This is a genomic window from Cloacibacterium normanense (assembly GCF_002943105.1).
Lineage (GTDB): Bacteria > Bacteroidota > Bacteroidia > Flavobacteriales > Weeksellaceae > Cloacibacterium.
Map to the genome: position 1 here is coordinate 1 of NZ_PTPZ01000003.1, position 18,731 is coordinate 18,731.

The 18,731-nt window shown below is 33.0% G+C and carries 20 protein-coding genes; 6 read left to right on the top strand and 14 right to left on the bottom strand.

Annotation, left to right across the window (positions count from 1 at the left end; genetic code table 11):
• Positions 1 to 238 precede the first annotated feature (238 nt).
• Complete coding sequence (locus tag C3729_RS05430) at positions 239 to 1,342, top strand: Mrp/NBP35 family ATP-binding protein (protein ID WP_104793235.1); 1,104 nt, start codon at positions 239 to 241, stop codon at positions 1,340 to 1,342.
• Positions 1,343 to 1,384: 42 nt separating this feature from the next.
• Positions 1,385 to 1,636, top strand: coding sequence for a NifU family protein (locus C3729_RS05435; protein WP_069797210.1), 252 nt, complete (start codon positions 1,385 to 1,387; stop codon positions 1,634 to 1,636).
• 66 nt (positions 1,637 to 1,702) lie between these two features.
• Here C3729_RS05435 and C3729_RS05440 read toward each other — a convergent pair whose 3' ends face one another.
• From C3729_RS05440 to C3729_RS05450, 3 genes are all read right to left on the bottom strand, one after another.
• Positions 1,703 to 3,328: an AMP-binding protein gene (locus tag C3729_RS05440; protein WP_104793236.1), complete on the bottom strand. Its 1,626-nt coding sequence runs from the start codon at positions 3,326 to 3,328 to the stop codon at positions 1,703 to 1,705.
• Between the two features lie 110 nt (positions 3,329 to 3,438).
• The gene (locus tag C3729_RS05445) at positions 3,439 to 4,323 is read right to left on the bottom strand and encodes an exopolyphosphatase (protein WP_104793237.1); all 885 of its coding nucleotides are present in this window, start codon (positions 4,321 to 4,323) and stop codon (positions 3,439 to 3,441) included.
• 3 nt (positions 4,324 to 4,326) lie between these two features.
• Positions 4,327 to 4,809 carry a SixA phosphatase family protein gene (locus tag C3729_RS05450; RefSeq protein ID WP_104793238.1) on the bottom strand — a complete coding sequence of 161 codons (483 nt, stop codon included), beginning with the start codon at positions 4,807 to 4,809 and terminating at the stop codon, positions 4,327 to 4,329.
• 81 nt (positions 4,810 to 4,890) lie between these two features.
• On the opposite strand from C3729_RS05450, the gene ruvX reads away from it, so the two are divergent.
• The 4 genes from ruvX to mazG all read left to right on the top strand — a co-directional run bounded on the left by ruvX (position 4,891) and on the right by mazG (position 7,395).
• Positions 4,891 to 5,307, top strand: a complete 417-nt coding sequence (ruvX, locus tag C3729_RS05455; RefSeq protein WP_104793239.1) for a Holliday junction resolvase RuvX — start codon at positions 4,891 to 4,893, stop codon at positions 5,305 to 5,307.
• Positions 5,304 to 5,876: a peptide deformylase gene (gene def / locus C3729_RS05460; protein WP_104793240.1), complete on the top strand. Its 573-nt coding sequence runs from the start codon at positions 5,304 to 5,306 to the stop codon at positions 5,874 to 5,876. The genes ruvX and def overlap by 4 nt, the downstream gene beginning before the upstream one ends.
• A gap of 82 nt (positions 5,877 to 5,958) precedes the next feature.
• The gene (locus C3729_RS05465; RefSeq protein WP_104793241.1) at positions 5,959 to 6,525 is read left to right on the top strand and encodes a DUF5606 domain-containing protein; all 567 of its coding nucleotides are present in this window, start codon (positions 5,959 to 5,961) and stop codon (positions 6,523 to 6,525) included.
• A gap of 102 nt (positions 6,526 to 6,627) precedes the next feature.
• Entirely contained in the window at positions 6,628 to 7,395 is a 768-nt protein-coding gene (gene mazG / locus C3729_RS05470) for a nucleoside triphosphate pyrophosphohydrolase (protein WP_104793242.1), read from the top strand.
• On the opposite strand, the gene C3729_RS05475 is transcribed toward mazG, so the two are convergent.
• From C3729_RS05475 to C3729_RS05525, 11 genes are all read right to left on the bottom strand, one after another.
• On the bottom strand, positions 7,396 to 7,788 hold the full coding sequence (locus tag C3729_RS05475) for a YidH family protein (protein ID WP_104793610.1): 393 nt from the start codon (positions 7,786 to 7,788) through the stop codon (positions 7,396 to 7,398).
• Positions 7,789 to 7,873: 85 nt separating this feature from the next.
• Complete coding sequence (locus tag C3729_RS05480; RefSeq protein WP_104793243.1) at positions 7,874 to 9,733, bottom strand: CocE/NonD family hydrolase; 1,860 nt, start codon at positions 9,731 to 9,733, stop codon at positions 7,874 to 7,876.
• A 134-nt stretch (positions 9,734 to 9,867) separates the two neighbouring features.
• The gene (locus C3729_RS05485) at positions 9,868 to 10,989 is read right to left on the bottom strand and encodes an ABC transporter permease (protein ID WP_104793244.1); all 1,122 of its coding nucleotides are present in this window, start codon (positions 10,987 to 10,989) and stop codon (positions 9,868 to 9,870) included.
• Between the two features lie 220 nt (positions 10,990 to 11,209).
• The gene (locus C3729_RS05490) at positions 11,210 to 12,316 is read right to left on the bottom strand and encodes an ABC transporter permease (protein WP_104793245.1); all 1,107 of its coding nucleotides are present in this window, start codon (positions 12,314 to 12,316) and stop codon (positions 11,210 to 11,212) included.
• Positions 12,317 to 12,444: 128 nt separating this feature from the next.
• A complete protein-coding gene (locus C3729_RS05495; protein ID WP_104793246.1) occupies positions 12,445 to 13,191 on the bottom strand; it encodes an ABC transporter ATP-binding protein in 747 nt (248 codons plus the stop codon).
• On the bottom strand, positions 13,184 to 14,110 hold the full coding sequence (locus C3729_RS05500) for an ABC transporter ATP-binding protein (RefSeq protein WP_221404904.1): 927 nt from the start codon (positions 14,108 to 14,110) through the stop codon (positions 13,184 to 13,186). Before C3729_RS05500 ends, C3729_RS05495 begins: the two co-directional genes overlap by 8 nt.
• A 40-nt stretch (positions 14,111 to 14,150) precedes the next feature.
• On the bottom strand, positions 14,151 to 14,510 hold the full coding sequence (locus C3729_RS05505) for a four helix bundle protein (RefSeq protein WP_104793248.1): 360 nt from the start codon (positions 14,508 to 14,510) through the stop codon (positions 14,151 to 14,153).
• 33 nt (positions 14,511 to 14,543) lie between these two features.
• The gene (locus C3729_RS05510; RefSeq protein WP_104793249.1) at positions 14,544 to 15,518 is read right to left on the bottom strand and encodes an HlyD family secretion protein; all 975 of its coding nucleotides are present in this window, start codon (positions 15,516 to 15,518) and stop codon (positions 14,544 to 14,546) included.
• A 66-nt stretch (positions 15,519 to 15,584) separates the two neighbouring features.
• Positions 15,585 to 16,835: a TolC family protein gene (locus C3729_RS05515; protein WP_104793250.1), complete on the bottom strand. Its 1,251-nt coding sequence runs from the start codon at positions 16,833 to 16,835 to the stop codon at positions 15,585 to 15,587.
• Between the two features lie 4 nt (positions 16,836 to 16,839).
• A complete protein-coding gene (locus tag C3729_RS05520; RefSeq protein WP_104793611.1) occupies positions 16,840 to 17,451 on the bottom strand; it encodes a TetR/AcrR family transcriptional regulator in 612 nt (203 codons plus the stop codon).
• Positions 17,452 to 17,611: 160 nt separating this feature from the next.
• Positions 17,612 to 18,709, bottom strand: coding sequence for an MBL fold metallo-hydrolase (locus C3729_RS05525; RefSeq protein WP_260204478.1), 1,098 nt, complete (start codon positions 18,707 to 18,709; stop codon positions 17,612 to 17,614).
• Between the last annotated feature and the right edge of the window lie 22 nt (positions 18,710 to 18,731).

The following is an 18,731-nucleotide window of genomic DNA, read 5'->3' on the forward strand; positions in this document are numbered from 1 at the left end:
AGCTGTAATCTTTCTGTGTTCGCTTAATATAAAGCGGTTCTTGATGTTCTTTCATAACGATGTTTTTTTTGTGTATCGCTATTTCAGGACTAGACAAAATATAAAATTAAAAACTTCGGAACTATCTGAAGTTTTTTTATTGTAAATCAATTCTATCAATTACCATTATTGTTATTTTTATTCATTCCAAATTAATTATTTTTACGTAAATTTGTATCTCAAAAAATTTCAATAAATTATGTTGACGAAAACCAGAGTTCAGGAGTTTCTGAAAGAAATAGAAGTTGATGATTTAGTACAAAACTTCCAAGTAATGGGTGATGATGTGTACATTGATATGATTGCACATTCTCCAGCAATGCACGAAAAAAAGAAGCTAGAAGCAGCCATGAAGCAGGCTTTTGCTACGGAATTTGGTGACCAAGTAGTGCTGAAACTCAAAATTACTTCACCTGAACCTTCGCAAGTTCAACAAAACCAAATTAAAGGAAAAGAAATTCCAGGAATTCAAAATATTATCGCCATTGCTTCTGGTAAAGGTGGCGTAGGAAAATCTACGGTAACTGCAAACTTAGCCGTGACTTTACAAAAAATGGGATTCTCTGTAGGTGTTCTAGATGCAGATATTTACGGACCATCTGTTCCTACCATGTTTGATACCGAAGCAGAAAAGCCAATTTCTGTAGAAGTTGAAGGTAAAAATATGATGAAACCTATCGAAAATTACGGCGTGAAAATGCTTTCCATTGGTTATTTCTCTGGTGCGAATCAAGCAGTAGTGTGGAGAGGACCTATGGCAAGTAAAGCATTGAACCAAATGCTTCGTGATGCAGCTTGGGGAAATCTAGATTTCTTATTGATTGACCTTCCTCCAGGAACTGGAGATATTCACCTTTCGATTATTCAAGAAGTTCCTGTAACGGGGGCTGTAATCGTTTCTACACCGCAACACGTAGCTTTAGCAGACGTGAAAAAAGGAATCGCTATGTTTACGATGGAAAGCATTAACATTCCAGTTTTAGGTTTAATTGAAAATATGGCGTATTTTACACCAGAAGAATTGCCAGAAAATAAATATTACATCTTCGGAAAACAAGGCGCTCAGTTTATGGCAGAAGATTTAGGAATTCCAGTTTTAGGTGAAATTCCTTTAATTCAAAGCATCAGAGAAGCGGGAGATGTTGGTAGACCAGTAGCATTGCAAGAAGGTTCTAAAATTGCAGAAATCTATAAAGAAACTGCTCAAAAAATGATAGAAAGTTTAGTGGAAAGAAATAAAAATCTACCACCAACTGAAGCGGTAAAAATCACAACAATGGCAGGTTGTTCGCCTAAGAAATAATTGGAGCAATTACAATTTTTGAATACAAATTTTGAATAAATTATGAATAAAGATAAACTCACTCACGAAGAAATAGTAACCAAAGTAATGGAAGCTTTGGAAAGTATTCGTCCGTTTCTAAATAATGATGGTGGTGATATAGAATTGGTAGATGTTATTGACAATAGAGTAATGGTAAAACTGCAAGGAAATTGTTCTGGTTGTCCTATGAGTTTTTCTACCATGAAACTAGGTGTAGAAAATACCATCAAACAATTTGTACCAAGCATCAAAGAAGTGGTGAGTGTAGACTAATCTTTTTTACAATAAAAATAAACGAAGGCTGCAATTTTGCAGCCTTTTGTTATTGAATATTTCGATTTATTTTTTGCCTAAACCGAGTTCTTTAATTGCCATTTCGCGCATTTCTACTTTTCTTACTTTCCCCGAAATCGTCATTGGGAATTCTTGTACGAATTTCCAGTATTTGGGAACTTTATAATGGGCAATTTGTCCTTTGCAGAAGTTGACAAGTTCTTCTTCGGTTAAAGAAAATCCTTCTCTTACTTTAATCCAAGCCATTACTTCCTCCCCGAATTTTTCACTCGGAACGCCAATAACTTGAGCGTCTAAAACATTAGGATATTGATATAAAAAATCTTCAATTTCTTTAGGAGAAATGTTTTCCCCTCCTCTGATAATCAAGTCTTTAATTCTTCCAGAAATATGAATGTAGCCTTCTTCGTCCATCATGGCAAGATCGCCAGTATGCATCCATCTTGCGCTATCTAAAACTTGATTGGTTGCTTCTGGATTATCCCAATATTTCAACATTACAGAGTAACCTCTGGTACAGAGTTCTCCATTTTCGCCTCTGTTCACTATTTTACCGGTTTCTGGATTGATAATTTTAATTTCTAAGTGGTCATGAATGGTTCCTACTGAGTGAATTTGTTTTTCAAAAGGAGTTCCAATTTTAGTCTGGGTAGAAACTGGCGAAGTCTCCGTCATTCCATAGCAAATGGTCACTTCTTTCATGTTCATTTGGTTTTCTACTCTTTTCATGACTTCTGGCGGACAAACTGCTCCTGCCATCACGCCCGTTCTAAGGCTTGAAAGATCATATTTTTTTAAGTCCAGTTCATGCAAAGTAGCGATAAACATCGTAGGAACGCCATAAAGGGATGTGCATTTTTCTTTTTCTACCACTTCTAGCGTAAGTTTTGGGTCAAAACTATCATTAGGAATCACCATTGTAGAACCGTGAGCGGTACAACATAAATTTCCAATCACCATTCCGAAGCAATGATAAAAAGGAACAGGAATACAAACTCGGTCTTTTTCGGTATAATGAAGTCTTATGCCAATGAAATATCCATTATTTAAAATATTATGATGAGATAACGTAACTCCTTTTGGGAAACCTGTAGTCCCAGAAGTATATTGAATATTTACAGGGTCGTCAAACTGAATTTGACTTTCATAATTTTGAAGTTCTTCATCAGAAATATGAGCCGCTCCTTTTAGAAAATCATCCCAGTTTTCATCAAAAAATACTTCATCTAGTAGCGTAGAGGTAAATTCTCGAGCATCGTCTACCATTTTTTTATAATTGCTGGTTTTGAAACTCAAGGAAGCAAAAATATATTTGATTTGAGATTGATTTAATACAAAAATAAGCTCACTGGTTCTGTAAGCAGGATTAATATTAACCAAAATCACCCCAATTCTGGCAGTTGCATATTGTAATAAAACCCATTCATAACGATTGGGAGACCAAATTCCAACTCTATCACCTGGTTTTGCACCTAGATGTAGAATCGCTTTGGCAACTTGCGAAGTTTGCTCGTAAAATTCTTCGTAGGTAGCTCGATAATTTTGATGTGAACAAATCAGAGCATCATTTTTAGGAAATTTATTTACTGTTTTCTTTAGATTTTCGCCAATAGTTTCTCCTAAAAGTGGAATAGAAGAATCGCCGTGAACATAGGATAATTGAGTATTCATTCTTTATATTTTTGTAAGAAAAAAAACCTTTCTTTTCAGAAAGGTAGAATAAAGGTATAAAGAATTCTTAAATGATTTTTGAAATGTATATTAATTTAGCAAAATTATAACTATTTCTTTTTCACTTTATCATAAATACTGTGAATTAATCCATCTGCAACAGAAATTTTAGGAACGAAAATTTGTGAAATTTCTGCCCAACCTAGTACTTTATTGAAAATCTCTAGCGCTGGAACAATTACATCTGCTCTGTCTTCTCTCAAATTATGTTTCAGCATTCTTTCTTCTACGGTAAGTTCTTTTAAATCTTTATAAAAAGTTTTGAGCATGTTTGCAGACATTGGTTTTCCGTCTTTGGTTTTGCTCATGCTAAAAATTTTATTGATATTACCGCCAGAACCAATCGCAACCATAGGTTTTTTGCTCACAATTTTGGTTTTGATTTGGGTTTTCATTTCTTCCCAGTTTTCTTTGGTTACCAAATTATTGAGTAATCTAATCGTACCAATATTGAAAGAATGTTCGTATTTCATTTTGCCATTTTCGTAGTATGTCAATTCTGTAGAACCACCACCAACATCAATGTATAAATATCCAAAATTTTTGTCAAGTCCTTCTGCTACGTGATTTTCGTAGATAAGCGTAGCTTCTTCATCGCCAGAAATAATTTCAATCTGTATTCCTGATTCCTTTTTGACCAAATCTATAATTTCTTTGCCATTTTTAGCATCTCTCATCGCACTGGTAGCACAAGCTCGGTAATGTTCTACACCATAAATTTCCATCAATTGAGAGAAAACTTTCATAGATTTAATGACCATTTCCTTTCTTTCTTTGCCAATTTCGCCAGTGGTAAAAACGTCTATTCCCAATCTAAAAGGAATTCTCAGAAGATTCAGTTTTACGAATTCTGGCTTTCCTTTTTTAGGTTCTTTTACTTCATTGATGAGCAATCTTGCTGCATTACTCCCGATGTCTATTGCTGCAATTTTCATGTTTTATATTTCTTTTGGCTTGTGGAAGAATAAGAAATTTTTCTCTGCGTTTTTAAACTCTTTCCAACTTTCGGCAGAAATTTTAAAAGCTACCACAGAACAAGTTGGCATGTTTTCTATATTTTCATTGGTTAGAGAATTAGCAAAATAGGTAATCCCGTTATTATGAGAAAAAATGGCAACATGATCTAAAGAATCGTTCAGATGTTCTATCACTTCTAAAAATTCTGTAGGCGAAGCATTGTATAATTCTTCTATTTTTTGAATGTTTTTATTTTCGAACACTTCGGCGAAATATCTGCAAGTAGTCAATGCTCTTTTTGCAGGACTGGTCACAAATGCATCTATGTTTACAGAAATTTCTTTGAGGAATTTCGCCATTTTAGGGGCATCTTTGTGTCCGCGCTCATTCAGTGGTCGGTCAAAATCATCTACGTTTGTTGGACAATCACTTTTGGCATGTCTTATTAAAAGAAGTGTTTTCATAGGGTAGAAAAGTTTCTGAGTTTAAAATTAGCAAAAATTTGAATTTCTACAAGCTGAAAAATTTTAGTAAATTTGCAAACTATGAGTCAAGTAGTTGCTATTGATTACGGAAAAGTGCGTTGCGGAATTGCAGTTACAGATGATATGCAGTTGATTGCTAGCGCATTAACTACTGTAGAAACCAAAAATATATTTTCTTTTTTAGAAAAATATTTTTCAGAAAATAAAGTTGAAACTTTGGTAATAGGTTTACCTACTGATTTGAAGGGGAATTTATCAGAAATAGAGACGGATATTTTAAAATTTATAGAAAAAGTGAAAGAACTTTTTCCCGAAGTAGAAATTCATCGGTTTGATGAACGTTTTACCTCAAAAATGGCTTCGTTTTTTATCTCTCAAAGTGGGAAAAATAAAAAACAGAGACAAGAAAAAGCGCTTATTGATAAAGTGAGTGCTACCATAATTTTACAGAATTTTTTAGAACAAAAACAAAGATGATTTTACCAATCAGAGCATACGGAGACACAGTTTTAAGAAAAAAAGCCCATGATATTTCGCCAGATTATCCTGAGCTTAAAGAACTTATAGACAATATGTTCGAAACCATGAACGCAGCACATGGAATAGGTCTTGCTGCGCCTCAAATTGGCTTAGACATTCGTCTTTTCATCGTAGATGTAACTCCATTAGCTGATGATGAAGATTATGAAGATATTGCAGATGAATTGAAAGATTTCAAAAAAGTGTTCATCAACGCTAGAATTTTAGAAGAAAGCGGTAATGAATGGAAATTTAATGAAGGTTGTCTTTCAATTCCAGATGTGAGAGAAGATGTAAGCAGAAAAGAAACGATTTTGATAGAATATTTTGACGAAAATTTCGTTAAACATACCGAAACTTTCTCAGACATTAGAGCCAGAGTAATTCAGCATGAGTATGACCATATTGAAGGCATACTTTTTACGGATAAACTCAGTCCATTAAAGAAAAAGATAATCAAAGGAAAATTAACTAAAATTACTTCAGGAGATATTCACGTAGGATATAAAATGAGATTTCCGAAGTAACAAATATCTCAAGTTCGAGACTTATTGAATCAGCAAAAAATCTTGAACACAACTCTATTGAACTTAAAAAAATAAAAATAAAATGCAGTTAGAAAAAATAATTTCGATTTCTGGGAAACCAGGTTTGTTTACCCTAGTAACGCAATTAAGATCAGGTTTTATCGTAGAAGATATTTCTACAGGAAAAAAAGCAAGCATTTCTAATACTTCTCAAGTAAGTTTATTAGACAATATTGCGATTTATACTTTTGACCAAGAAGTTCCACTTTTTGAAGTAATGAAAAACATTGCTGAAAAATTTGACTATAAAGAAGCCATTAATCACAAATCTTCTGATAATGAACTAAAATCTTTCATGTCTTCAGTTTTACCAAACTATGACGTAGATAGAGTTTATGGTTCAGATATCAAGAAATTGGTACAATGGTATAACTTATTACAAAAAGCAGGATATATTAAGCCAGAAGCTTTTGTAAAAGCAGAAGAACCAGCAGTAGAAGACGCTGAAATAGTAGAAGAAAAATCTGTAGAAAAGAAAGCAGCAGCTAAAAAAGCGGCTCCAAAAGCAGAAAAACCTGCTGCGCCAAAAGCGAAAGCATCTACATCTGCTAAAACTACCGTAAAATCTACACAAAGAAAACAAGGATAATCTCACTTTTTGCTTTTAGCAATAAGTAATTTGCATAGCTTTGTCAAAGTTCCGAACTTTGACAAAGTTTTTTTTATCACATAATCACATCCACACATCATCATGAATTCCAAAGAACAAAAACTAGAAGCTTTCTCTAAATTACTCGATATTATGGACGATTTGAGAGAAAAATGTCCTTGGGATAAAAAGCAAGATTTGCAATCTTTGAGACATTTGACGCTAGAAGAAGTCTACGAACTTTCTGATGCTTTGCTCGAAGAAAATCTCACCGAAATTAAGAAAGAACTAGGCGATGTTTTGTTGCATTTGGTTTTTTATGCTAAAATTGGTTCCGAAAAGCAGAGTTTTGATATTGCAGATGTGATTAATTCACTTAACGAGAAACTCATTTTCCGTCATCCTCACATTTATGGAAATGTAGAAGTGAAAGACGAAGAAGAAGTGAAACAAAATTGGGAAAAACTGAAGCTGAAAGAAGGAAACAAGTCTATTTTAGCAGGAGTTCCGAAAAGTTTGCCACCGATTATTAAAGCATACAGAATTCAGGAAAAAGTAAAAGGAATCGGTTTTGAATTTGCTTCTGCCGAAGATGCTTGGAAAAAAGTAGATGAAGAACTTGCCGAATTTCACGCCGAAACCAATCCCGAAAAAAAGGAACAAGAATTAGGAGATATTTTCTTTTCGCTGATTAATTATGCTAGAATTTCTGGGCTTAATGCTGATTCTGCTCTGGAACGAACCAATCTAAAGTTCATCAAACGTTTCCAAACGTTAGAAAAATTGGCTTTAGAAAAGAATCTTAACCTTGCAGAAATGTCTTTAGAAGAAATGGATATTCTTTGGGAAGAAGCTAAGAAAACGGTTTAATTATTTCGCATAAGATTCTACGCTGGTAATCAAATACCAAATGAGAATTAAGGTGAAAACAATTAATATAATGGTTGAAAGCCCGATTAAAAAAGAATTGTTTTTAAATGTATCTTCATTAATCTGTTTTTCAGTTTTTTTATAACGGAAGTATCCAAAAATGGAAATTATAAGTCCAAAAACGACCAGTAAAATCCCAATTTCTGCTGAATAACCTTTGCTATGAATGATGTTTTGGTTTCCAAATATCAATGAAAATTGTTTCAAAAAAAGAGAGAATTTTACCACTACAAAACCGAACGCCATTACTCCAATTCCCGTTCTTAACCATGCTAAATAAGTTCTTTCATTAGCAAGATGGTCATTAAGGTTTTTAGGTTTATCGGGTTGCATAACCAATTTTTCTTGACAAGTTAGCGATTATTTTTGATTGAAAATAAATTGGCAGAAGATTTCTTCTGCCAATTCTACATTTTTCTTATTTTAAAATCTCCACTTCAATTACTGAGTTGTTGAAGATTTTTTGGAAAGCTTTAGTATAATCAGATTTTTCTGCTTTGTAAGGATTTTCTAAAAATTTCTGAGGATTTACCGCAAACAAAGGATACGCTGTACTCTGCACTTGAATTTGGATTTTGTGACCTTTTTTGAAAGTGTGCAATACATCTTGAAGGTTAAAAACCACTTCTGTTTCTTGATTAGGAACCAATGCTTCTGGTTTTTCAAAAGAATTTCTAAATCTCGCAGGCATAATTTCGCTTCTTACCATTTGGTGATAATTTCCGTAGATAACGCCTGGTTTTTCTTTGATGCCTTTTTCATCTGCAGGATAAATATCAATCAGTTTTACGAAGAAATCTGCATCTGTTCCTGTAGTCGCTATTTTTAATTTTACCTTAATTTCTCCAGCCAAAGTAAGGTCTTCTGCAAGAATTTCTGTGGTAAAAGAAGCTACATCTGGTCTATTTTCCGCAAATCTTTGGTCTTCACTCATGTAATTTCTAGGCGTAAAACCATTGAATTCTTTCAAATTGGTACTGCTCGGAACTGGTTTATTGGGGTCAGAAAAATATTCTGTGAAAGAAGCAGAAGCAGGTAATTCTGTGCTAAATTGTCCGTTTTCTCTTAAATAAAAAGCAGTTTTTTGAGCATTTTTCGGTGGCCATTCTGCAAATTGTTTCCATTCTTTTTTCCCAGTATCAAACATATAGGCTTCAGGAAGTTCAGTTGCAGATTTAGTATTCTTTAAATGATGATTAAAGAACGGAGTTTCTATATTTTTTTGATAAAAAGTTGCAATGCTATCCCCGAAATATACTTCATTATGAAAATGTTTTCCCATTTCATAAGACCAACCACCATGAGAAAAAGGCCCCATTACAATAGAGTTTTTAGCTTTAGGATTGTTTTTTTCGATGGTTTTGTAAATGTGAAGCGGACCTCTCAAATCTTCTGCATCAAACCAACCGCCAACTGTCATTACCGCGTGTTTTATGTTTTTGAGATGAGGTAAAAGGTCTCTTTTTTTCCAAAAATCATCATAATTAGGATGGTCTACAATTTCATTGATGAAAAAATTATCTCTTCCGTAATATTTGTCAATGCCTTCTTTTAAAGTTCCCATTTCATTGAAGAAAAGTGAACCATCTTCAGATTTTGCAGCTAAATTTTTGCTTTGTTCTGTGTACCAAGCAGAATTTTCTGGTTTAGATTTTTGTACTCCAAAAACAGGGAAAGTTCTAAAATATCCCATCATAAAAGCACCATTGTGATGAAAATCGTCAAACCAAAAATCAGAAATTGGAGCTTGAGGAGAAGAAGCTTTCAAAGCGGGATGATTTGCTAAAGCGCCAACTGCAGCGTAAAAACCTGGATAAGAAGTTCCGTATTGACCTACATTTCCGTTATTGTTTTCAATATTTTTGATGAGCCAATCAATCGTGTCATAAGTGTCGGTACTTTCGTCTACGTCTTTCTTGGTTTTATGGTCTACTTGAGGTGTCATGTTGGTAAAGGTACCTTCGCTCATGTATCTTCCGCGAACGTCTTGATAGACGAAAATATATTTATCGTTTTGTAAAAATTTATTCGGACCAAGGCTTCTTTTATACTGATCTTCACCATAAGGCGCTACAGAATAGCAGGTTCTCTGCATTAAAAAAGGATATTTGTTTTTAGAAGAAATATCTTTTGGAATGTAGATGGAGGTGAATAATTTTACACCATCTCTCATGGTGATGTATACTTCTTTTTTGGTGTAATTGTCTTTTACAAAAGTGTTTTGGGCAGAAAGCCAGACAACACTAAAAATTGCTAAAAGCGCAAGTATTTTCTTCATAAGTCAAATAAATTTTAACAAAAATAATAATTAATCGTTATTATGATTGCTAAAACTGAATTTTATTTTAAAAAGATGAATTCTTTAACTTCAAAAAATGAAAAATAGTAAGAAAATCTAGATTTTTTTCCAAATTATGATGTCTTTCTGTAATTCCAAACTGCCCAAGAGTTAAAGAAAACTGCCATTCCTAAAATGGAGATAAACTGAGGAATTAAATCTTTGAATCCAGAATTTTTAAGCATTATCAATCGAATCACTTCAATTAAATACGTAAGCGGATTAAGAAGCGTCAATTTTTGAGACCATTCTGGCATGCTTTCAATGGGCGTGTATAAACCGCTCATCATTATAAAAATCATCATGAAGAAAAATATGGTAAACATCGCCTGTTGCTGCGTTTCACTATAGGTGGAAATCAATAAGCCGAATCCTAAAATGGCTAAAAGATAAACTCCTACAAAGAAATAAAGCAGTGGCAAACTCCCATAAATTTCTATTCCATAGACAAATCTGGAAACCAAAAGTCCCATGGTAAAAGCTACATTTGCCAAAATCCAAAAGGGAATAAGTTTCCCGAGGATGAAGGTAGATTTTTTGATGGGTGAAACATTAATTTGTTCAATTGTGCCAATTTCTTTCTCAGAGACAATGTTTAGCGCAGAAAGCATTCCGCCAACTAGCGTCACAAGAAATGCTAAAATACCGGGAACAAGAGCCAATCTGTAGTTGTAAAATCTATTGAACCAAAGGGTAACATTGAGTTCTAATCCTGCATTTTTTTGAAATTCTACCAATTGTGGTGAGAGTTTCGTTTGGATATTTTGATTGTAATCTTGTAAAATTTGTGCTAGATAACTTCCTCCCAAACCTGCTTTAGTGCCGTTTATTGCATTAATAGCAACCAATACTTTTTGTTGATTTTCCCTCACCAAATATTGTTCAAATTTTGGTGGAATTTCTAGAATAATATCTGATTTTTCACTTTCTATGGTTTCAAAGGCTTTTTGGTAGTCTTCTCCGTAATATTGTAATTTGAAATAGTTACTTGCGGTAATTTTTTGAATTAATTCCCTTGAAAAACTAGAGTGGTCATGGTCTACCACAGATAAATTGATGTTTTTTATCTCATAACTTGCTGCTAAAGGCAAGATGATGAGCTGCATCATCGGCGCAACAAAAATAATTGCCAATATAGATTTGTTCCGAAAAATTTGTCGGAATTCTTTACGAAGTAAGAAGAGTAGCTGTTTCATTTTAAATTTTAGCGTTTTGTCATTCTGAATGGAGCGTAGCGTAATGAAGAATCTATTCTATTTCTTTATTTAAAAATTTCCAATCAGGATTAACATCTTTTATCAAATTTTCTTTTTTAATCTTGTCTAACCTTTGAGTTGTCTTTCTCTTGCTATTGCAATTTCAACATTTTGATTCGTTCCTCATTTCGTTCAGAATGATAAAATGTAATTTTTTGCATCATTCCAATCTTATTTTAAATTTTTTCACAGCAATCGTGAAAAGAACCATCATCATTCCTGTTAAAATTAAAAGAGATTTCCAGATTACGGCGAGTCCTGTTCCTTTGATCATAATATTTTTAATCATGATATAATACCATTTTGCAGGGATAATATTAGACATCACTTGTAATGGAATGGGCATATTTTCGATAGGAAACATAAATCCGCTCAACATGAGTGTGGGAAGCATAGTTCCCATCATCGAAAAAAGCATAGCTTGTTGTTGAGTTTTTGAAAAAATAGAAATTAAAATCCCGATAAGTAAATTGGTGATGATGAAAATAGTGCTCACAAAAAATAGCAAAATAATGCTTCCTTTTATGGGTAAATCCAGTAAAAAATAGCTTAATATCAAAATCACACTTAAAATTCCCATCGCTAAAATAAAGTAAGGAATTGCCTTAGAAATAATGATAAATTGAGGTTTCATAGGTGAAACCAATAGAATTTCCATCGTTCCTGTTTCTTTTTCTTTTACGATGGCAATTGCAGTCATCATCACGCAAACAATCAATAAAACGAGTGCAACAACTCCCGGAACGAAATTAGGTGCTCCTTTCAGTTGAGGATTATAGAGCATTCTAATTTCTGGAGAAACAGAAAACGTTTGCAGTGTTTCTTTTTGTTGACTTTGATAGAAATCCAGGACTATATTTTGGAAATAATTCGCGATTTGGTTTCCTAGGTTTACATCTGTTCCGTCAACTAAAATCTGCAATTTTGCTTTTTTCCCTTGCGTTAAATTTTCTGAGAAATCAGAAGGAATAACGAGAAGTAGCTTTGTTTTTCCGTCTTTAAAAGCGTTTTCAAAGTCTTTGTTAGAAGTCAGATTTTTTTCAATGTCAAAATATTGATTTTCATGAATTTTAGAAACCAATTGTGCTGAAATAGTACTTTTATCTTGGTCAAAAACAGCTACTTTGGTGTTTTTAATCTCCGTAGAAAGCGCAAAACCGAACAGCAATACTTGTATAATTGGCATTGCAAGAAGAATGAATAAAGTTCTTCTATCACGCAGAAGGTGATAAAATTCTTTTTTGATAAATGGGAATAACTGTTTCATTTTTTATTTTTCATTCTGAATGAAGCGAAGCATAATGAAGAATCTTTTATTTAAACAGATTCTTCACTTCATTACATTACGTTCAGAATGACAAGTGTTTATTTTATTTATTAATTTTCAATTCTTCATTAATCAGCACTTCTTTTTGCGCCTCTGGCTAATTGATAAAATACTTCGTCCATGGTTTTGGCTTGAAAACTTTTTTTCAAATTTTCAGGAGAATCAATTGCTGCAATTTTTCCGTCAACCATGATGGAAACTCGGTTGCAATATTCGGCTTCGTCCATATAATGCGTAGTGACAAAAATGGTAATTCCTTGTTCTGAAGCATCATAAATTAAGTCCCAAAATTGTCTTCTAGTAATGGGGTCTACACCACCAGTTGGTTCGTCTAGAAAAACGATTTCGGGCTGATGAAAAATGGCGACTGAAAATGCCAGTTTCTGTTTCCATCCCAATGGAAGTTCAGAAACCATTTTGTTTTTTTCTTGTTCTAAACCTAATTTCTCAATGAGTTCTTTGCTTTTTTGTTTTATTTCCTTCATGCTTAAACCATAGATTCCGCCAAAGAATTCTAAATTTTCTAAAATGGATAAGTTTTCATACAAAGAAAACTTTTGACTCATGTAGCCTATGTTTTTTTTGATTTCTTCAGCGTTTTTGTAGACATCAAATCCTGCAACCATTGCTTTACCAGAAGTGGGTGTGGAAAGTCCACAAAACATTCGCATTGCGGTGGTTTTTCCAGCGCCATTTGCACCTAGAAATCCGAAAATCTCTCCTTTTTTTACTTCAAAGGAAATATGGTCTACCGCAGTGAAATCTCCAAATGTTTTAGTGATTTGTTGGGCTTGTATGGCGATTTCTTTATTCATGATTTGAGAGTAAAAGAATAAAACTATCTTCTATGGTAGCTTCTATTTTGTTGATTTCAATTTTGTTAAATCTTTTTTCTTGTAAAAATTTCTCCAAAGTTTCCTTTTTAAAATCTTTTTCTTTTTTAATCACCACATGTACAAATTCGCCAAAGGCATAAGTGTTTTTAGTGGTTTCGTATTCTTTGAGGATTTTGATGAGAGCAGGAATATTTTCGGTTTTTACTTCGTATAAATCTTCAGGGAAGCTATTGCAAATGTTTTGAGGAGTGTCAATTTTTAAAATTTTCCCGTTTTGCATGAGCGCAACTTTGTCACAGAGTGTGGCTTCATCCATGTAAGGAGTGGCTACCACGATGGTGATGCCTTGTTGTTTTAAGCGCTTCAGCATCTCCCAAAATTCTTTTCTCGAAACAGGGTCTACTCCTGTTGTAGATTCGTCTAGAAATAGTACTTTTGGTTTGTGAATGAGAGCACAAGAAAGCGCTAATTTTTGTTTCATTCCTCCAGAAAGTTTCCCTGCTTTTCTGTCTTTAAATGGTTCAATCTGCTGATAAATATCTTTGATTAAATCATAATTTTCTTGAATACTTGTATTGAACACACTAGCGAAAAATTCTAGATTTTCTTCTACAGTTAAATCTTGATACAGAGAAAATTTTCCTGGCATATAACCAAGAATCTTTCGGATTTTTTTGTAGTCTTTAACCACATCAAGTCCTTCAATTTCAGCAGAACCAGAATCTGGATGTAGAAGAGTAGTCAGCATTCGGAAAATAGAGGTTTTGCCACTTCCATCGGGACCAATCAACCCGAAAATTTCTCCATTTTCTACCGAAAAGGAAATATTATCTACCGCCAGAATTTTTTGTTTTTTTTCGCCGTAAGATTTTGATATGTTTTCTACTTTTATCATAATAAATGGAAAATTGAAAATTGAAAGTTGAAAATTTTTTCATTTACCTTCCTAAGCTTTCTTTTGTAGTTTTTACAATTTTCACTAATAGTTTTATAAGTTCCTTAATGTCAATTTCAAGAGAATCATATTCTTGTTGGTTTAAATATTCGCCTTTATAAAGAAGTAAAAACCAATAATCTGTTTCGTTCGCTTCTTTTAAAGCAATATTCATTTTATTAAGAAAATCTGCTTTTGATTGGGCATGTTCTGCTTCCCTGATTAGAGCACCTATTGAAGTTCCGCTTCTTAACATTTGTTTAGAAAGAATAAATTCTTTTCTATTTTCAATCAAAGTTTTGTAAACTTTAATAATTCTAATCGAAAATTCAATTGATTTATCAGCTACCAAATTATTTTTCATAAGATTTGAATTTCAATTTTCAACTTTCAATTTTTAATTTATTTTCACTTCTCCGTACATTCCAATTTTTAGAAAGCCATCATTTTTAACATGTATTTTGGTAGCGTAAACAAGATTGGCTCTTTCATCTTTGGTTTGAATGGTTTTGGGAGTGAATTCAGATTTTTGTGAAATCCAGTAGATTTTTCCGTTCATTTCTTTGGTTTCGCCATTTCCTGCGTCAACTAAAATTTTTACATTTTGTCCGACTTTTACTTTTGCCAATTGGTCTCCTGTAATGTAAGCTCTGAGAGTCATTTCATCTAAATTTGCCATTTTATAAATTGGTTTTCCAATGGTGGCAAACTCGCCTTTATTCATGTATTTGGTAAGTACAATTCCTTTAATGGGCGAAGAAATAACATTATGTTTCAATTGTTCATCTATTTGTAGAACTTTCTTCTCGGTAGGATTTTTTTCACTTAAAATAGCTCTATTTTGAATTTTTACTTGTTCTAAAGTAGAAGAAATCTGTTGTTTTAAAATTTCTGATTGTGATTTTGCAGTTGCTATTTGTTTTTGAATCACCACAACATTTCCGTTTAAATCATCTAATTGCTTGTGCGTTGCAGCATCTAATTTTACGAGATTTGCGGTTCTGTTTCTTTCTCTCACTGCATTGTTTAATTGTTCATTCAGCACAGCAATTTGAGCATTTTGTGTAGCCAACTGAGATTGCAGAACTGCAATTTGAGGTGCTGCATCATTGGTTTTTTGTTCGATGGCATTGATAGAAGCCAAAACCTGTTCTTTTTGTAATTCTACGCCTTTTCCGTCGATTAAACCTAAGTTTTGATTGGCTGTTAATGCATCTCCTTCATTGAGATTGAGTTCAAGGATTTTTCCTGTAGCTTCCGCCGTAACGATGATTTCATCTGCTTCGAAAGTTCCAGAAGCATCATAATCTTGGTCTGCTCTTTTGCAAGAGAAAATGGTCAAAACTAGGAGAGGAAGAATATATTTTTTCATTTTTTATTTTTTGTAAAGTTGTACAATCGTGAAGTTGTTAAGAAGTTTAATTTTCCCTTTCCATTTTCAATTATTTAGTTGAGCTTTCAAATTATATTGTGTCAATAAATATTGAATTTCGTGGGTAATTTTTGTGAGAATTGCTTGTTCTTCGGCGGTTACTTCTCGCAGATAATCATTAGTATTGATAACGCCATTTTCTAATTGGGCAAGACTTGCTGTTTTGATGTTTTTTCTTAGTTCAATCAGTTCATTGTCTTTGTCGATTAAATTTTGAATCTTTTCAAGGTCATTTCTTTGTTGGATTTCAATAAAATTTTGGTTAAACAAGAAGTTTTCTCTTTGGATTTCGATTTCTTGTGACTGATTTTCTAACAAAGCCAAATCGTTTTTCTGAGTGTAAAATCCAGAAATCGGGATATTAAGTCTAATTCCGCCAATATAGAAAATGTCAAACTCATTTTTCAGCATATTGAAGCCCGGTTTTCCGTAACCACCTTGGAAAAAAGCTCCTAATTTTGGAATGTTTTTAGTGTTGATGATTTTTCTTTGCGTTTCTAGAAGTTGTTTCTGTGCATCAAAAATTTTTAGTTCTGAGCGATTATTATTCTTCGTTAATAGAATTTTTTCAGGAGTTTCAAGCTGAGTATTTTCGTCGATATTTTTCTTGATGAAGTAAGAAAGCATTTGCACGAAATTTTGCTTTATGGCTTGAAGTTCAATTTCTTTTTGTTCAATTTTTACCAATTCTGCTTTTAAAACATCTAAATTACTTCTGAAAATAACCCCATTTTTCAATTGAGCTTCTGCTTTTTTGATACCTTCTTTGATGTCGAGCTTTGTGAATTGCAGTTGAGTCCATTGTTTATTGGTTTGAAGAATCCCAAAATAGAGTTGATTAATTCGCTCTTTCAATTTATCTAATTCCACTTCAGTTTGTATGGTTTGAACTTCTGACTGGATTTTTGCTAAATTTTTCTGATTTCTAATGTTTCCGCCATCGTAAATGGTTTGAGAAACGTCTGCAAATATTTTGTATTGGTCTTTGCTGAGTGGTTCTACATTCATGTTTGGCAATTTCACGGGAAATTGAGTCACATCATTTTGGTAAGTAGCTTGCGCAGTAATATTGACTTGAGGAAGCCAGCCTTTCAGTGCATTTTCTGTAGTGTATTGCTCTGCTTTTTTAATCAATTCTTTTTTTTTGATTAAAGGATAATTTTCTCGTGACCATTGGTAACATTGTTCAAGGGTAACGGTTTCTTGTGCATTGATGAGCCCTATGAATAAGAGGAAAATGTATTTAAGTTTTTCCATCGTTTTAAAGATTTTCAGTTTTTATTTCTAAAAGTTGTTTCATCCAGATTGGAACGAGTTTTCTTCTTTCGCTAATGAATTGGTGGTATTCATCTTCATTAGTCAGTTCAAAAGCGTTAAAAACGGGTTTTGCTACAAAAGGAAAAATAGTCATCGCTAAGAAATTGACTAAATAATGCAATGGATTGATTTCTGGTCTTTTTTCTTTGATTTGTTTGATGATGACAGAATTTTCAAAAATTTTATTTACAGGAATAATTTTCGTGATGTTAGAATTTTTTTTCTGAATTTCACTGATTACAAAAAGAGGAAGATTAGGATTTTTAGATAAAATTTCGAAATATTTTTCTGAAGCTAAGTCTATTTTTTCTTCTAAAGATGTTTTCTCGTTGCTTAAAATAGGGAAAATCTTCCCGAAGAGTAGCACAACTTTTATCTTCATCACTTGTTCAAAAAGTTTTTCTTTACTTCGGAAATAGTAATTAAGTAGCGCCAGATTTATTCCTGCTTTTTCGGCAATATCTCTGGTTCTGGTTCCTGCAAATCCTTTTTCGGTAAAGACTTCTGAAGCTGCTTCTAAAATTTTTTCTTCAGTGGTTTGTTCTTGTTCATTCATCTGTTTTTCACATTTCATAAAACAAATGTACAATTAAATATTTGATTTAAACAAATTATTTAATCAAATGATTAAAAATTATTTTGAATTTTGGCGCGAGCGAAGCGAGCGTTAATTGTTTTCAAAGAAAAACGCAACTCATTGCTGAATTGCGTTTCTTTTATTTATATTCTTCCCACCATTTTGGGTAAATTTTGTTGTCATCTTGCCAAAAGACTTTTTCTCCAATTTTTGGAGTGATTACTCGTAAATTCTCTCTGTTGAGTTCGTGGAGTTTTTCCATTGGTTCATACCAAGAATGAAGAGCCAATTTGAATTTAGAATTATGAACTGCAATCATTCTTTGCGCGTTGAGGTCTTTCATTACTTGTAATTGCTCACCAGGAAGCATGTGAATGTATTTCCAAGCAGCGTTATATTGTCCGGTTTCTAGAATTGCTAAATCTAATTTTCCGTACTTTTCTCCAATTTTTTTGAAGTGATTGTCATAACCAGAATCTCCGCCGATATAAATTTTAGAATTTGGTGTTTCCAAAACAAAACTTGCCCAAATTGCTTGGTCTCTTTTGAATCCTCTACCAGAAAAATGTCTGGCTGGTTCTGCATTAATTTTAAAACCGTTTCCTAAGTTAGTACTTTCGAACCAGTCTAATTCTATAATTTTGGATGGTTCATAATCCCAAGATTCTAAATGCGCGCTAGTTCCTAAACCTGTGATGACTTGTTTTACTTTCGGACGAAGTTGGGTAACCGTTTCGTAGTCTAAATGATCCCAATGATCATGTGTAATCACCAAATAGTCTAATTCAGGAATATCATTTGCGGTGTAAATATCTGTTCCCTCAAAAGCTTTATTGGTGATTTTTAAAGGAGAAACGCTACCGCTGAAAACAGGATCAACTAATATTTTTTTTCCATCAATTTGAAGAAAATAAGAGGAATGTCCCATCCAAATATAGATATTTTCGTTTGGTTTTAAATTTTTTAAATCGGTTTTTGTGAAATTGAATTTCTTTTTTGGTACCGCATTTTCAACTTGAGCAAAGAAAAAATTGAATAAAACTTGTGTCATAGAAGTTCCTTCTGCCAATTGTGGAGTAGGATTCAGGTTTTGGAATTTTCCGTTTTTGTAATGAGGTGATTTTAGAATTCTTTCTAATCTTTTTCCAGAAGGTAACTCTCCGAATTGTTTGCCTTGCATAAAAAGATATGTTCCTATTGCAATAGTTGCAATGAGTATGGTAAATGTAATTATCATTTTTTTAAAGAATTTCATATAA

What these genes read in the sequence shown, in the direction of transcription:
- C3729_RS05490 (WP_104793245.1), bottom strand. Translation starts at nt 12,316, where the DNA reads ATGAAACAGTTATTCCCATTTATCAAAAAAGAATTTTATCACCTTCTG.
- mazG (WP_104793242.1), top strand. Translation starts at nt 6,628, where the DNA reads ATGAATTCCAAAGAACAAAAACTAGAAGCTTTCTCTAAATTACTCGAT.
- ruvX (WP_104793239.1), top strand. Translation starts at nt 4,891, where the DNA reads ATGAGTCAAGTAGTTGCTATTGATTACGGAAAAGTGCGTTGCGGAATT.
- C3729_RS05450 (WP_104793238.1), bottom strand. Translation starts at nt 4,809, where the DNA reads ATGAAAACACTTCTTTTAATAAGACATGCCAAAAGTGATTGTCCAACA.
- def (WP_104793240.1), top strand. Translation starts at nt 5,304, where the DNA reads ATGATTTTACCAATCAGAGCATACGGAGACACAGTTTTAAGAAAAAAA.
- C3729_RS05510 (WP_104793249.1), bottom strand. Translation starts at nt 15,518, where the DNA reads ATGAAAAAATATATTCTTCCTCTCCTAGTTTTGACCATTTTCTCTTGC.
- C3729_RS05465 (WP_104793241.1), top strand. Translation starts at nt 5,959, where the DNA reads ATGCAGTTAGAAAAAATAATTTCGATTTCTGGGAAACCAGGTTTGTTT.
- C3729_RS05495 (WP_104793246.1), bottom strand. Translation starts at nt 13,191, where the DNA reads ATGAATAAAGAAATCGCCATACAAGCCCAACAAATCACTAAAACATTT.
- C3729_RS05430 (WP_104793235.1), top strand. Translation starts at nt 239, where the DNA reads ATGTTGACGAAAACCAGAGTTCAGGAGTTTCTGAAAGAAATAGAAGTT.
- C3729_RS05445 (WP_104793237.1), bottom strand. Translation starts at nt 4,323, where the DNA reads ATGAAAATTGCAGCAATAGACATCGGGAGTAATGCAGCAAGATTGCTC.
- C3729_RS05435 (WP_069797210.1), top strand. Translation starts at nt 1,385, where the DNA reads ATGAATAAAGATAAACTCACTCACGAAGAAATAGTAACCAAAGTAATG.
- C3729_RS05525 (WP_260204478.1), bottom strand. Translation starts at nt 18,709, where the DNA reads ATGATAATTACATTTACCATACTCATTGCAACTATTGCAATAGGAACA.
- C3729_RS05505 (WP_104793248.1), bottom strand. Translation starts at nt 14,510, where the DNA reads ATGAAAAATAATTTGGTAGCTGATAAATCAATTGAATTTTCGATTAGA.
- C3729_RS05485 (WP_104793244.1), bottom strand. Translation starts at nt 10,989, where the DNA reads ATGAAACAGCTACTCTTCTTACTTCGTAAAGAATTCCGACAAATTTTT.
- C3729_RS05440 (WP_104793236.1), bottom strand. Translation starts at nt 3,328, where the DNA reads ATGAATACTCAATTATCCTATGTTCACGGCGATTCTTCTATTCCACTT.
- C3729_RS05520 (WP_104793611.1), bottom strand. Translation starts at nt 17,451, where the DNA reads ATGAATGAACAAGAACAAACCACTGAAGAAAAAATTTTAGAAGCAGCT.
- C3729_RS05480 (WP_104793243.1), bottom strand. Translation starts at nt 9,733, where the DNA reads ATGAAGAAAATACTTGCGCTTTTAGCAATTTTTAGTGTTGTCTGGCTT.
- C3729_RS05515 (WP_104793250.1), bottom strand. Translation starts at nt 16,835, where the DNA reads ATGGAAAAACTTAAATACATTTTCCTCTTATTCATAGGGCTCATCAAT.
- C3729_RS05475 (WP_104793610.1), bottom strand. Translation starts at nt 7,788, where the DNA reads ATGCAACCCGATAAACCTAAAAACCTTAATGACCATCTTGCTAATGAA.